Annotated in this window: 13 protein-coding genes; 9 read left to right on the top strand and 4 right to left on the bottom strand. The window is 46.4% G+C overall.

Going from position 1 to position 13,379, the window contains the following annotated elements:
- Positions 1 to 109: 109 nt before the first annotated feature.
- A complete protein-coding gene (nirK, locus tag R2103_RS08190; protein WP_317530977.1) occupies positions 110 to 1,210 on the top strand; it encodes a copper-containing nitrite reductase in 1,101 nt (366 codons plus the stop codon).
- A gap of 112 nt (positions 1,211 to 1,322) precedes the next feature.
- On the top strand, positions 1,323 to 1,850 hold the full coding sequence (locus tag R2103_RS08185) for an adenine phosphoribosyltransferase (protein WP_317530976.1): 528 nt from the start codon (positions 1,323 to 1,325) through the stop codon (positions 1,848 to 1,850).
- 40 nt (positions 1,851 to 1,890) lie between these two features.
- On the opposite strand, the gene mpl is transcribed toward R2103_RS08185, so the two are convergent.
- Positions 1,891 to 3,237 carry a UDP-N-acetylmuramate:L-alanyl-gamma-D-glutamyl-meso-diaminopimelate ligase gene (mpl, locus tag R2103_RS08180; protein WP_317530975.1) on the bottom strand — a complete coding sequence of 449 codons (1,347 nt, stop codon included), beginning with the start codon at positions 3,235 to 3,237 and terminating at the stop codon, positions 1,891 to 1,893.
- A 185-nt stretch (positions 3,238 to 3,422) separates the two neighbouring features.
- On the opposite strand from mpl, the gene gluQRS reads away from it, so the two are divergent.
- The 5 genes from gluQRS to R2103_RS08155 all read left to right on the top strand — a co-directional run bounded on the left by gluQRS (position 3,423) and on the right by R2103_RS08155 (position 7,298).
- Positions 3,423 to 4,325: a tRNA glutamyl-Q(34) synthetase GluQRS gene (gene gluQRS / locus R2103_RS08175; protein ID WP_317530974.1), complete on the top strand. Its 903-nt coding sequence runs from the start codon at positions 3,423 to 3,425 to the stop codon at positions 4,323 to 4,325.
- 122 nt (positions 4,326 to 4,447) lie between these two features.
- Positions 4,448 to 5,611, top strand: coding sequence for an NAD(P)/FAD-dependent oxidoreductase (locus tag R2103_RS08170; RefSeq protein WP_317530973.1), 1,164 nt, complete (start codon positions 4,448 to 4,450; stop codon positions 5,609 to 5,611).
- Positions 5,612 to 5,635: 24 nt separating this feature from the next.
- Positions 5,636 to 6,100 (top strand): polyketide cyclase, encoded by a 465-nt coding sequence (locus R2103_RS08165; RefSeq protein WP_317530972.1) that lies wholly within the window; start codon positions 5,636 to 5,638, stop codon positions 6,098 to 6,100.
- A gap of 72 nt (positions 6,101 to 6,172) precedes the next feature.
- Positions 6,173 to 6,622, top strand: coding sequence for a PAS domain-containing protein (locus R2103_RS08160; protein WP_317530971.1), 450 nt, complete (start codon positions 6,173 to 6,175; stop codon positions 6,620 to 6,622).
- Between the two features lie 160 nt (positions 6,623 to 6,782).
- Positions 6,783 to 7,298 carry an aspartate carbamoyltransferase gene (locus R2103_RS08155; protein WP_317530970.1) on the top strand — a complete coding sequence of 172 codons (516 nt, stop codon included), beginning with the start codon at positions 6,783 to 6,785 and terminating at the stop codon, positions 7,296 to 7,298.
- A gap of 69 nt (positions 7,299 to 7,367) precedes the next feature.
- Here the strand turns inward: R2103_RS08155 and R2103_RS08150 are convergent, their stop codons facing one another.
- Together R2103_RS08150 and R2103_RS08145 are read right to left on the bottom strand one after the other, a co-directional pair.
- Positions 7,368 to 8,768, bottom strand: a complete 1,401-nt coding sequence (locus R2103_RS08150; RefSeq protein WP_317530969.1) for a PAS domain S-box protein — start codon at positions 8,766 to 8,768, stop codon at positions 7,368 to 7,370.
- 38 nt (positions 8,769 to 8,806) lie between these two features.
- On the bottom strand, positions 8,807 to 9,220 hold the full coding sequence (locus R2103_RS08145) for an EAL domain-containing protein (RefSeq protein WP_317530968.1): 414 nt from the start codon (positions 9,218 to 9,220) through the stop codon (positions 8,807 to 8,809).
- On the opposite strand from R2103_RS08145, the gene R2103_RS08140 reads away from it, so the two are divergent.
- Positions 9,210 to 9,973, top strand: a protein-coding gene (locus tag R2103_RS08140; RefSeq protein ID WP_317530144.1) for an IS5 family transposase whose coding sequence is annotated in 2 segments (ribosomal slippage) — positions 9,210 to 9,525 and positions 9,525 to 9,973 — 765 coding nt in all. Because the reading frame shifts where the segments join, the coding sequence is not laid out codon by codon here. The two genes, R2103_RS08145 and R2103_RS08140, sit on opposite strands and share 11 nt — an antisense overlap.
- Here the strand turns inward: R2103_RS08140 and R2103_RS08135 are convergent.
- Positions 9,970 to 12,054: a diguanylate cyclase domain-containing protein gene (locus tag R2103_RS08135; protein WP_317530967.1), complete on the bottom strand. Its 2,085-nt coding sequence runs from the start codon at positions 12,052 to 12,054 to the stop codon at positions 9,970 to 9,972. The genes R2103_RS08140 and R2103_RS08135 overlap by 4 nt on opposite strands.
- 576 nt (positions 12,055 to 12,630) lie before the next feature.
- On the opposite strand from R2103_RS08135, the gene R2103_RS08130 reads away from it, so the two are divergent.
- Positions 12,631 to 13,197 carry a DUF2780 domain-containing protein gene (locus R2103_RS08130; RefSeq protein ID WP_317530966.1) on the top strand — a complete coding sequence of 189 codons (567 nt, stop codon included), beginning with the start codon at positions 12,631 to 12,633 and terminating at the stop codon, positions 13,195 to 13,197.
- The last annotated feature ends 182 nt before the right edge of the window (positions 13,198 to 13,379 follow it).

Raw genomic sequence — 13,379 nt, 5'->3', positions numbered from 1 at the left:
TCTTCATAGCTTAAAAGGCAGATGTTGGTAATCTTGATGATTACATGACAAGTAGCAATTAGAATGGCGCATAAAAAAAGCGTAAAATTCATCATTTATGGAGGGAGATATGATTAAAGCTGTTCAAGCGATTGTTGGTCTAGGATTGCTCTGTTTAGGCGCAACTCAAGCAGCTGTGGCTGCTACAGACGTTTCTAAATTACCGCATGTTAAACAAACATTGGTGGCTCCACCAAATGTACCTGCGCATGAGCAAACTTCAAAAGGGCCAAAAGTTGTTCAAATTACAATGGAAACCCAAGAGAAGTTGATCGAAGTTGCGCCAGGTGCAAAAGTTTGGGCGCTGACTTTCAACGGCAGTGTTCCTGGTCCGCTTATCGTTGCACATGAAGGCGACTATGTTGAATTGACATTGAAAAATCCAAAAACAAGCACATTGGCGCATAACGTAGACTTCCACGCTGCAACCGGCGCGCTCGGTGGTGCTGGTTTGACACTGGTTCAACCCGGTGAAGAAGTTGTACTGCGTTGGAAAGCAATTAAACCAGGCGTATTCGTTTATCATTGCGCACCTGGCGGAACCATGATTCCATTCCACGTTATTTCCGGTATGAGCGGTGCCATCATGATATTGCCTAAAGATGGTCTGAAAGACAACAAAGGCAAACCATACAAATATGATCGCGCTTACTACATCGGCGAACAAGATTTCTACCTGCCAAAAGATGACAAAGGTAATTTCAAAACCTATGGCTCACCAGCAGAAGGCATGGCAGACATGTTGGAAGTTGCTAAAGGACTTATCCCAACACACGTAGTATTCAATGGCGCAGTTGGTGCTCTGACCGGTGACAACGCACTGAAAGCTAAAGTGGGTGAGAAAGTTCTGTTTATCCATTCACAAGCTAACCGTCCTTCCTATCCGCACTTGATCGGTGGACACGGTGACCTGTACTGGGTAGGTGGTTCATTCAGCGATACACCGCTGACCAGCCAAGAAACCTGGTTTGTTCCAGCAGGTGCCGCAGTTGCTGCAGCTTATGAATTCCATCAACCAGGCTTGCATGTATACCTCAGTCATAATCTGATTGAAGCTGTATTACTGGGTGCTGCTGCTCACATGACAGTCGATGGTACTTGGAATGATGAAATCATGACTCAAGTTAAAAAACCAGCTAGCTTTGATGCAAAAGCTGGAATGGACCACTAAGATTTGACCTAGTGTTCTATTAAAGTAATGTTAAAAGGCCTCAACCTGTTATGGGTTGAGGCCTTTGTCATTTTAGTCCTTTGAGGTTTTCATTTTTGCTTGCTGTAATTCTATGACGATTAAATCCTACATTCGTACCGTTCCGCACTACCCGCATCACGGCATTATGTTTCGTGACATCACGACACTGCTAAAAGATCCCATCGGATTGCGGACTACCATACAGGAAATTTCAAACCGCTACAGTAATGTCAAAATTGATAAAGTGGCTGGTATTGAGTCGCGCGGTTTTATTATCGGTGCCCCCGTGGCCTATCAGCTGGGTAAAGGCTTCGTGCCGATTCGTAAGCGCAATAAATTACCGGCGGAAACGATAGGAAGAGATTATCAACTGGAATATGGCAGTGACCGGATTGAAATTCACGTCGACGCGATTCAACCGGGAGAACGAGTGCTGCTAGTGGATGATCTGATTGCAACCGGTGGAACCGCTGAAGCTGCCGTTGGCCTGATCCGGGATATGGGGGGTGAAGTGGTGGAATGCTGCTTTGTGATCGATTTGCCGGATGTGGGCGGTAAAGCCCGGCTGGAAAATTTGGGATGTCCGGTGTTTGCGTTGTGCGAGTTTGAAGGCGATTAGATACGCTGTTTATAGCATTCTTTTTAGTTTGAACGGGTTTTTACGTTCGTTCTAATGCGGATAGTATTTTTTCATGGATGCCGCCAAAACCTCCGTTGCTCATGATTAAAATATGATCGCCAGGCGCTGCGATCGTTGCGATAGCTTGGACGAGCTGATTCAAATCATCAACACAGCGTGCCTTGTTATGTAATGGCAACATGGCATCTTTAGCCCAGTGTGCATCGCGGGTGAAGCAAAGCACCTGATCGGCTTCGCTCAAACTCTTAGCAAGAGAATCTTTCCATACTCCCATTTTCATGGTGTTGGAGCGCGGCTCCAGGACTGCAATAATCCTTGCTTTGCCGGTATGAGTCCGCAAGCCTTCGATTGTGGTTTGAATGGCGGTCGGGTGGTGAGCGAAATCATCATAAACGGAGATACCGTTGACCGTACCGCGTTTCTCCATGCGGCGTTTGACATTCTTGAATTGTGCTAGTGCTTCGATGCCAATATTGACCGGTATCCCGGTGTGCCGCGCAGCAATCAGCGCAGCCAGCGCATTCATGCGGTTATGTTCGCCCAATAAATCCCATTGCAGGCTTCCGTGAAATGTTTCGTTGCAATAGATATCGATCATATTGTTTGTCTGCGTTTTGGTATGCCAGCCACTTTCAGTGCCGAATTCTTCTACCGGTGTCCAACAGCCTTGTTTGAGGACATGCTTCAGATTGGGATCTTGGCCATTTGCGACGATTAAACCGTTATTCGGAATAACTCGTACAAAGTGATGGAATTGCCGTTCAATCGCTGAAAGATCTGTAAAAATATCGGCATGATCGAACTCAAGATTATTCAGTATCGCGGTTTTCGGATGGTAGTGAACAAATTTGGAGCGTTTATCAAAAAATGCTGTGTCGTATTCGTCCGCTTCAATGACAAAGAAGGGTGAGGTGTTTCCGATTCGTGCTGAAATGCCAAAATTCTCGGGGATTCCACCAATCAGAAATCCCGGATTCAATCCGGCGTAATCCAATATCCAGGCTAACATCGAGCTGGTTGTCGTTTTTCCGTGGGTACCGGACACGGCAAGCACCCAGCGATGCCGTAGAATATTTTCCGATAACCACTGCGGACCGGAAATATAAGGTAAATTCCGGTTGAGTATTTCCTCCATCAGCGGATTGCCGCGTGTAACGACGTTACCGATGACGAAAATATCCGGCTGTAACCGGATCTGTTCGGGCGAATAACCCGCTATCAATTCGATACCTTGAGACTCAAGTTGGGTGCTCATCGGTGGATAGACATCTTGATCGCAACCCGTCACCGTGTGACCGGATTCGCGTGCAATGGCTGCAATACCCCCCATAAAGGTACCGCAAATTCCGAGTATATGAATATGCATGATTGGTTTGAAATTCTTGATTCTGCTGACAGGAAACCACTAATATGATTGGCAAGTTTGGGCAATTATAATAGATATGGCAGGGCAATACCGGAAGTTGTTGATACTTTATTCATTCATAGAGCGGCTAAATGGAAAGGGTGCGGTGGTTATTATTCTTTTAATCTCAATGTGCTGATTTACAAATGGAAAGCACTCGATCGATTAATACGCATTATCGCGGACGATTCGCGCCATCACCGACCGGACCGCTGCACTTTGGTTCGCTGGTAGCGGCTGTAGGCAGCTATGCCGATGCGAAATTTCATGGCGGCAAATGGCTGGTTAGAATTGAGGACGTCGATTTGCAACGTAGAGTACCTGGAGCGGCCAAACAAATTTTGGATACGCTTGAGAAATTGGGTATGGAATGGGACGAGGAAATCATCTACCAAAGCCAGCGTTCCGAGGCATACCGGGATGCTTTGCATGTGTTGAATAAACAAGGTTTATTGTATCCCTGTACGTGCTCCCGGAAGGAAATCGCGGATTCCAGCATCACCGGTTTATATGGTTTCATTTATCCCGGAACCTGTCTGAACAATCCCGCTTCACTGCAAAATACACATGCGCTTCGTATTCAAACTCATGATGATGTCATTCAGTTTACCGATGGTTTGAAGGGATTGTATACGCAGAAACTGCGCAGTGAGGTGGGTGATTTTGTGTTACGCCGGGCTGATGGGATTTATGCCTATCAGCTTGCGGTTGTGGTGGACGACGCCACGCAGAATATCACGCATGTAGTTCGCGGCGCTGATCTTATCGATTCCACACCGCGGCAAATATTTCTGCAGCAGCTGTTGCGTTATCCGGTACCGCAATACATGCACTTGCCCGTGGTAACCAACGCGGCAGGAGAGAAGCTCAGCAAGCAAACGAACGCTGCTCCGGTGAATACGGCCGAGGCATTAAAGGAGCTGGTTGATGCGTTGCATTTCCTGGGTCAGCAGCCGCCACTAGAAATTCTGGAAGGCGATATTGCTTCTTTCTGGCGCTGGGTCAAGCAAAATTGGCGCGTGAACCGGATTCCAAACGGTGTGATGTAAAGATAAAGCCATGCAGCCGGTAATTATGCTAGGCTGTAGTGTAGCCGGGTTCAAGTTGACATTACCGGCGCAAGCGTCTGGCAAGGTTTTGCGTTAATCATAGATAAAGGTAAGGAGTGACCGTGGCTTTTCTGCCATTTAATATTTCCAAGCAAAAAAGATTGAAGGTGGTCATTGCCGGTGGCGGATATGCCGGACTTGCCGCGTTAACCAATCTTTTACAATTTGCTCCGGATACCGACATTACGCTGATCGATCCTAAAACGCAGCATCTGAAAATTACGCACTTGCACGAAACGTTTCGCTATCCGCTAGCCGATTTGCTGGTTCCTTTTGCCGATATAGTAAATCGCTATGGTTGCCGGCACATTCCGGCAGAACTGAGCTTTGATCAAAACGCGTTGGAGAGCTATCAGAACGAACGGCAGCTGGTTGTGAATGGTGAAATGATTGATTTTGATTATTTGATCGTCGCGAGCGGTTGCGAGAGTCAGAAAAGTGATCATGACGATAGCGGCAATTTGCTGAATCTGAATGATTTTGCCACGATGAGCGGATCAGATTTATTAACCAGGTTGCTCGACCGGAATGACTCACCTGAACTGTCGATTTCCGTTGTAGGCGGAGGAGCCACGGGGATACAGTTTTTATTCGAAATAAAGCAATTTCTCGATCGGATCAGACGAAAGGCGGAATTGCGCCTAATCCATTCGGGCGAGCATGTGCTGGAACAATTTCCTGCCGGGTTTGGTACTTATGCGGAATCCCGCATGCGGGATATGAATATCGCTTTTTATCCGAATACGTATTACCGTGAACAGCAAACCGGAAAAATTTTGCTGACGGAAAAAGTGACTGAAAAGCAGTTTGAATTACCTTCCAGTTTAACTCTGCTGTTTTTGGGAAAAAAGCAGCGCAATATTTTTACCGCAAATGCTTTCGGACAGGTTATAGTTAATCAGAAACCGCTACCCCATATTTTTGTAGCGGGCGATTGTTCGTATTACCAGTCGCTTGGGTCGAATACATTGACCGCGCAATCCGCTGTCCGGAAGGGTAAATTAGTGGCGCGTAATGTGTTGCGGCATGCGGGATTTCCCGGATTGCTCGAGCCTTATCTTCACCATGAATTGGGTTATGTGGTGAGTCTGGGGCCGTCGGATGCGGTAGGCTGGCTGGTTGCGGAAGGTAACTTGATCACCGGTATTCCGGCTTTAACGATTAAAGAAATTGTCGAAGCGCAATATGACTTATTATTGGCAGGAATCGATACCTATTTGGTTTAGCAAACACCGTGCGGGAGGCATTTTATGCTTGGTTTGTTCAAAGACAGCCCTGTAATTGGCAAGGCCAGTGCAATAATTCAAAGTCCAGCCGATAAACTTTTCAATTTTATCGGTAATGATCTGCTCATTAATTATCCCCGATGGTCTCCGGAAGTTAAAGAATTGGAGAAAATCACCGATGGTCCGGTAAAACTAGGAACCGTCTGCCGTCAAGTCCGCATCGATCAAGGCAATCGCTCGGAGTCGACCTTCAAAGTTAAATTTTTTGATACGGGTGCACGTATCTGTTTTGAAGGCGTTTCCAATCCTTACCGGTGTGATTATGTCATTGAATCAGTGAATGCTTCCGACAGCCGGATAACTTTTATTTTTGAATTGCTGAGCTTGGATCTGCATGTCAGGCCGTTTGAGAAGCTGGTGCGTATTGCCGTTCAAGATGGAACCGAAAGGACTGTCAAGAATATCAAGAAACTGATTGAGGCGGAGTAGGTTGACTCAAAATGGCAGGCCCGTTCGTACGTTTTAATTATGCTAACAGTTGATTAACCTGGAGAGAAGATCATGGATTTTATCGTTGAAAAAGACCCTGGATTAATTCCACAAGTATTGTCCAAGATTCTTGATTCATGTGTGAACGGTGTAACACTGGCTGATCCCGATCAAGAGGACATGCCTTTGGTTTATGTGAATAAAGCGTTTGAGACAATAACCGGTTATACGTTAGCGGAAACGGTAGGCAGGAACTGCCGTTTCTTGCAGGGCGATGAACACGATCAAGCCGGTGTTAAGCAGCTGAAGGAAGGGATCAAGAATAGGAAACCGGTGGAAGTGGTTCTGAGAAACTTTCGTAAGAACGGTGAATTATTTTATAACCATTTACTGGTTTCCCCGCTTTTCGATTCGCACGGAAACTTACTTTATTTCCTCGGCGTGCAATTAGACATCACCCCGAAAATCCGCGCGGAAGAGGAAATTAAGGCTTTGAAGGAACAACTGGCGGCATTGAAGTGATGAAGCTAGGTGCATGAGCGGCATCCGGATAAATAACCGCACTATTTGAGCATTCTTGCCTGTACATGAAACAGTCAAACGAAGTGTAAGATTTTCTCTATGTGCGGTTGATTCCACCAATCTGATCGGTTCTGTAAGCTCACTGTAGCGGAGAAATAAAATGAATCAACTGCTTACTGTCACTTTCTTGCTGGTATTTCTTTTACCGGCATCGATTGGTGCTGCTGCGCCAGCGGATGAAAAGCGATTGGACGAAGTAGCGGAGCACGGTGCTCATGTCATGCCGTTTGGTTTGGAAAAGACCGTGCATGTTTTCACCAAGACCGAAAGTGGAGGCGTTCAGAAGGTTACCGTCAAAAACATATCGGATCAGGAGCAAGTCAGTTTGATCAGAGCGCATTTGTCTGAAATAGCCAATGAATTCAAGCAAGGAAACTTCTCAAATCCGGAAAAAATTCACGGTGAAGGCATGCCCGGATTATCTGAATTAAAAGCAGCCAAACCGGGAGATATCAAGATTGAATACAAAGTGCTCCCTATCGGCGCACAAATCAGCTATTTTACTGAGTCCCCCCAGCTTATCACTGCAATCCACCGGTGGTTTGATGCGCAGTTAAGCGATCATGCGCGCCATATCGAACCCGGGCAGCCGCATCAGCATATGCCCAATCAATAATCGGTATCGTATTCATTCGATACTGCGGGTTTCAGAGCGAACTGGAAATTCTTAAGCAATGCACTGATTTCAGAGTGGAACAATCAGCGAAAAACTGGTCGGATTTTTACGATGGATGGTGAGTTCCGTGGAAATCTGCTCACTGAGTAACTGAACAAGCTGCAACCCCAGGGATTGGGTATTTTCAATATCGAAATTGTCCGGTATCCCTACACCGTCATCGCTAATACATACCAGCAGTTGTCCTTGATTCTGGCGTTTAAGGCTGATATCGATATGGCCGCAGCGGTTTTCAGTAAACGCATATTTCATCGCGTTCGTGCACAGCTCGTTCAGAATCAATCCCAATGGAATACTGACATCGATGGGAAGCAGCACCTCCTGATCGGTATCGATATTTATTACGATTCTCGATGTATCCAGCGCATAGGAAACGGATAAGTTATCAACCAAGGATTGGATGAAACCGGAAAAATCAACGCGGGAAAAATCCAATGATTGATATAAGATCTGGTGAATCAGCGCCATGGATTTCACCCGGTTCTGACTTTCTTTTAGAATGGATATAGCAGCCGTATTATTATCCAGCATATCGGATTGCATACCGAGCAGGCTATCGATGATTTGAAGGTTGTTTTTAACCCTGTGATGAATTTCCGATAGCAATAAATCTTTTTCCTTTAACGCGGCTTTGAGTTGTTCTTCTTGGGATTTGCGCTCGGTAATGTCGATCACGGATGCAAGCACCATCACACCTCTGGGTGTTTGGATCGGATTCAGACCTACTTCGACCGGAAATTCTTTGCCGTTTTTATGCGCCCCATGCAGATCTCTGCCATGCCCCATCGCGCGTGTGCTTGGATATTGCAGATAATTACTTCTTAATGACGGATGATGGGCGCGATGTGATTCCGGTATCAAAATTTCAATCGGTTGACCTAGTAATTCTCCCCGGTGGTAACCGAATAGTTCCTCGGTGGTGGAATTTACCATCATAATTTTTCCTTCATGATTGGTCATCACCATACCGTTCGGAGAAGCTTCGACTGCGAGGTATATCATTTCCTCGGCATGCTTGCGATCGGTAATATCGACGATGGCAGCCAGCACAAAAATACCATCGTGCTCGGTTTCCACGGGATTCAGACCAACCTCAACCGGGAATTCCTTGCCGCTCTTGTGCAGGCCGTAAAGATCCCTGCCATGCCCCATGGAACGCGATTTTGATTCGCCGATATAAGCTTCCCGATAACCAGGATGATGGCTGCGGAACCGTTCGGGAATAAGCATTTCGATGGAATGACCGATTAATTCCTGCCTGGAATAACCGAATAGTTTTTCCGTGGCGGAATTCACCATGACGATTTTTCCATCGCAATCCGTCATGACCATGCCATTAGGGGAAGCTTCAACGGCTAAATGCATCATTTCTGCGGTATTGCTGAAATTTCCAAATCGGGTCGGCGGCATATTCAGATTTGATCCTGGAGTAAAAAACGGGAGGAAGTCTAGGATTTTAAGAAAATGAGACGATCTGGCAATTTTCTGAGTAAATAAGGTATTTGCTCAGCATCCACCGGTTTACTCAGTAAATAGCCTTGCAGTTCATCGCAGCCAAGATTGCCAAGAAAATCAGCCTGTTCGTATGTTTCTATACCCTCGGCAGTGACCTGTAGATTAAGTTTTTGCGCCAATGCCAGAATAGCTGCTGCAATGGCGCAATCATTCGTATCGTAAGGAATGCCCTTGACAAAACTCTGATCGATTTTCAGCCGCCGTATCGGAAGGTTTTTCAATGAACTCAAGCAGGAATAACCGGTGCCAAAATCATCGATGGAAATCGGTATACCCAGACTTTCCAATTGCTCTAAGCAATTAGGGCCTGTTAACGCTATTTGATATAATTTGGTGATGGAAATCACCGAAACTCAATATCAACAGATCGAGCACTGCCTGCCGCGTCAGCGTGGCAACGTCAGCCATTCCAATCTGCAAGTTCTCAATGCCATTCTTTACGTTGCCGAGCATGGCTGCAAGTGGCGAGGATTGCCCAAGCGATTCGGCAACTGGCATACCATCTATACCCGCATGAATCGCTGGGCAAAGAGTGGTGTACTGAGCCATGTATTTGGGCAACTTCAGCATCAGCAAATCATCCGTATCCGTATTGAAACTGTTTCGCTGGACAGCACCAGCATCAAAGTCCATCCCGACGGTACGGGTGCGTTAAAAAAAACGGCCCCCAATCCATCGGAAAATCTCGAGGTGGATGGACCACCAAAATTCATCTGGTTGCCGCAGATTCCAGAACAACCATAAGCTTTGCCCTCTCGCCCGGTCACGCCCACGATGCGCCAGAGGGCAGGCAGCTTTTGCTTTCCCTCGGTCCCGTCAATACGCCCACCTACCTGCTGATGGATCGTGCTTATGAGGGCGACCAAACCCGGCAACTGGCACTAGATTTGGGTTACATCCCGGTTGTTCCGCCCAAAGCAAATCGCTTGTCACCCTGGGAATACAACCGTGCCATGTACAAAAAACGCAACGAGATCGAACGATTGCTCAGAAGGCTCAAGGGATTTCGCCGCATCTTCTCCAGGTTCGATAAGCTCGATGTCGTCTTCATCTCCTTTATCCACTTCGCTCTCATCGTCGAAGCAATCAGATTGTGTTAACAGGCCCTAATATAAATCAATTCATTTTGCAGACAGGACTCGGTTATTTCCAGTTCAAGCGCATGGGCCGGCAAAGAATACTGTTGCAATAGCTTTGCAATAAATTGCTGAAAATCCTTATCCGCAAGTTGGCGTATGGAAATATTCACGGCAACGCGGAGATCGCTAAAACCTTCAGTCCGCCATTGTTCGAGTTGCTTGCATGCTTCGGTCAGGATCCAGTTGCCGATTTCCACGATGAGCCTGCTCGATTCGGCAACCGGAATAATTTCAGCGGGAGATAGCATGCCCTTTACTGGATGCTGCCAGCGGATCAAGGCTTCCACACCGGTTATTTTTTTCTGCGATAAAGAAAATTGCGGTTGATAATGCAGCAGAAACTCATTTTTAATTAAAGCGTGATGCAATTCCCGTTCCCGCGTTAAATAATGAGCGGCTTTTTGTGTCAGGGATGGATGATAAAAAGCGTAACTGTTGCGCCCTTTGTTTTTTGCTTCGTACATGGCGGTATCCGCCATTTGCACTAATTCATCATGATGTGAGGAATGATCCGGGTACGCGCTGATACCAATACTGCACGATGGGATGACTTCCATGTTACTGATGACTATGGGATGGGAAAGACATTCCAGTATTTTTTCCGCGACGATCACCAAGGCATCGCGGGATTCAGCATTCGTCACAATAACAATAAACTCATCACCCCCCAATCGGCCCAAGGTGTCGCTTTGCCGCAGCACGGAAAGCATTCTCTGCGCAACCAGACAGAGCATTGAGTCTCCGTGCGAATGCCCCAGGGTGTCATTGATTCTCTTAAAATTATCGAGGTCGATAAACAACACGCCAAGAAACGTGGAACTCCGGATTGCTTTTGCCAGCGCCAACCGGAGCCGATCCATGATTAGCATGCGATTGGGCAAGTTGGTCAGATTATCGTAGTACGCAATATGAGACAGCTGTTCCTGCGTCTCGCGGATGGTTGTGATATCCGATATCATGACGACGAATTGCTGTTCTTCGCTCACTTCAGTGGGAATGAGTCCAATCGTCAACCAAACATACATGGTTTCATTATTTTTTTTGAAAGCCGTGATTTCCCCTCGCCAATGGCCATGCTTATCAATACTTTGCCATATGCTATTGTAAGTATTCTCACTCAAGGAACGGCTGGTAAGAAACGGTAACTCCTTATTCTGAAGATCATGGGGCTGAAACCGGGTGATCTTATAAAAGGCGCTATTGGCGCAATTGAAGTTTCTATTTTTGTTCAGAATAATAATGCCTTCCGATGCGCATTTAAAAACAGTAGCGGCTTGCGCTAAACGGTCTTTCGCCAGGCGGCTCTCGGTTGTTTCCTGCAAGATGCCGACGATCTGATGCTTTCCTGCGTCACTATTTTTAAACGATTTGCCATACAACTTGTACCAGTAACTTTTCGCGCTATCCGGGTTCACGCGAAATTCAATTTCCGCAGCGGTTCCCTTTTTATTGCGCAGCCTATCGATAAAATCCGATACTTTCGGCTGGTCGGTCTCGTCTATCGAAAGAAAAAAGCTTTCCCAGTCGGATATAGGTTCAATCGTTCCTTCGGTGCTTTTACCCATGAATATTTCACGAGATTCTTTCGTCACCTCCCATGTACCCAATTGCGCCGCTTCCAGTGCAAGACGAAAGTGTTGCTCATTCTTTTTTAACAGAATATCGTTTTCGTAACGCTCTATACTGACTTGGATGATGATGTGCAGTTCTCTGTCGGAAAATGGCTTTAATAAATAACCGTAGGGCTTGGTCGCTTTAGCCCGGGTCACGGTTTTTTCTTCGGAGTAGGCAGTCAAGTAAATGATCGGAATGCTATGCGCTTTTTGCAGCTGGTCCGCCACTTCAACGCCATCCATATCTCCCTGAATATGAATGTCCATCAGCACAATGTCGGGAATCTCCTGATCCACCAGCGCCAGTGCTTTCTGACCGCTGGCAGCCATCCCTGTGACTTGATAGCCTAGTTTTGTCAGACGTCTTTTCAGATCAAGCGCAACAATTTTTTCATCTTCAACAATCAGTATCTTGATGTATCCGCTCATACGTGCCCATCCTTCTGCAAATGATTATTTCCAATAGTTAATTACTTGAAATTCAATACCTCTTCTGCGGTGATTTTTTCTAAGAGCCAATCAATTGGCGAACGTAATGTATTGGTTTGAATAAACATCCTTTATTGATAACTATGTTTAAAATTTCGGAACGCTGTATGGAAGGAATCAAAAAGGAGCAAAACAAGTTAACAAAAAGAAGAATAAATTTAAATCAGCGTTGTCTTACACGCATATTAAAGAAACCACAGGTTATTCCGGGTTTTAGGATGCTAACCACCTGGCGGTGCTGTAAACAGCGTTAGCGATTGTTCCGCAATGTATTCATTTATGGCGGCACGGGACGGTTACGATGATTTGGAGCTTTACTATGCGGCGGCGTGCCGGTTAATAAGAATCTGAAGGGTGCCGGGATGCAGCCTGATGCACTTGCCAAGGAACTATGGTAGCTTATCGGATATTATTAGCTCTGCTAGTTCAGAGAGGCTAAAATATTTTTTATTCTCAGCACACTTGTATTATGACAATAGCCATCGATCACATATCTATACACGAGAAGGAGTAATGATGAAAAAAAGCAATTACGTTCAATTAGGCGCCGTGATCATTTTAACGGCAGTTACGGGCTGCGCCACCAATACCGGCGGTACGAATCCTGTGGGAGCGGTTAATCAAAGTCTGTCAACGATAGAAAGTGCGGCACAGAGCGGAAAGCAAGTGCTTAATGCCGGTGCCGCGGTGGCAGGTAACGCTGAAGGAGCTGCGCAGATTGGTCTGGTGGATATTTTGGCTCACCGTCTTGGTGTCTCGCCGCAACAGGCGCTAGGCGGCGCTGGTGCGATATTTCAAATGGCACAAAGCAATATGAATCCGCAGGCATTTTCGTCATTGTCCCGGTCTGTTCCCGGAATGAGCACAATGCTGGGTGCAGCACCAGCCATGTCCAACTTATCTGCGCTAGCGGGTGGTAATAGCACACTCGGCAGTGCGGCAGCACTGGCCGCATCATTTCAGCAATTGAATCTTTCCCCTGATATGGTGGGAAAATTCATTCCGGTGATTACTAACTATGTAAGCAAAACGAGCGGACAGGCAACGGCCAATCTGCTGCAATCCGCTGTGACTTCCCGCTAAATTAAAGCATTAGATTAATGGAAATGAGCAAGTGCAAGTCACTTGCTCCTTGTTCGTGCCGTTTCATCCGAGGTGCAGCTTGGTGTGCTGTTACTGCATCTCGAACCAGAGCCATAAACCGCAAACAACCTATCCGGCATTTTTCTCCGGATTTTGCCGTTACCTACGAGATGCCAATAACC

Origin of the sequence: Nitrosomonas sp. Is24 (genome assembly GCF_033063335.1) — a bacterium.
Lineage (GTDB): Bacteria > Pseudomonadota > Gammaproteobacteria > Burkholderiales > Nitrosomonadaceae > Nitrosomonas.
Note: the sequence above shows the minus strand (reverse complement) of the source record. Positions and strands in the feature narration are given on the sequence as shown.

What these genes read in the sequence shown, in the direction of transcription:
- nirK (WP_317530977.1), top strand. Translation starts at nt 110, where the DNA reads ATGATTAAAGCTGTTCAAGCGATTGTTGGTCTAGGATTGCTCTGTTTA.
- R2103_RS08185 (WP_317530976.1), top strand. Translation starts at nt 1,323, where the DNA reads ATGACGATTAAATCCTACATTCGTACCGTTCCGCACTACCCGCATCAC.
- mpl (WP_317530975.1), bottom strand. Translation starts at nt 3,237, where the DNA reads ATGCATATTCATATACTCGGAATTTGCGGTACCTTTATGGGGGGTATT.
- gluQRS (WP_317530974.1), top strand. Translation starts at nt 3,423, where the DNA reads ATGGAAAGCACTCGATCGATTAATACGCATTATCGCGGACGATTCGCG.
- R2103_RS08165 (WP_317530972.1), top strand. Translation starts at nt 5,636, where the DNA reads ATGCTTGGTTTGTTCAAAGACAGCCCTGTAATTGGCAAGGCCAGTGCA.
- R2103_RS08160 (WP_317530971.1), top strand. Translation starts at nt 6,173, where the DNA reads ATGGATTTTATCGTTGAAAAAGACCCTGGATTAATTCCACAAGTATTG.
- R2103_RS08155 (WP_317530970.1), top strand. Translation starts at nt 6,783, where the DNA reads ATGAATCAACTGCTTACTGTCACTTTCTTGCTGGTATTTCTTTTACCG.
- R2103_RS08150 (WP_317530969.1), bottom strand. Translation starts at nt 8,768, where the DNA reads ATGCCGCCGACCCGATTTGGAAATTTCAGCAATACCGCAGAAATGATG.
- R2103_RS08135 (WP_317530967.1), bottom strand. Translation starts at nt 12,054, where the DNA reads ATGAGCGGATACATCAAGATACTGATTGTTGAAGATGAAAAAATTGTT.
- R2103_RS08130 (WP_317530966.1), top strand. Translation starts at nt 12,631, where the DNA reads ATGAAAAAAAGCAATTACGTTCAATTAGGCGCCGTGATCATTTTAACG.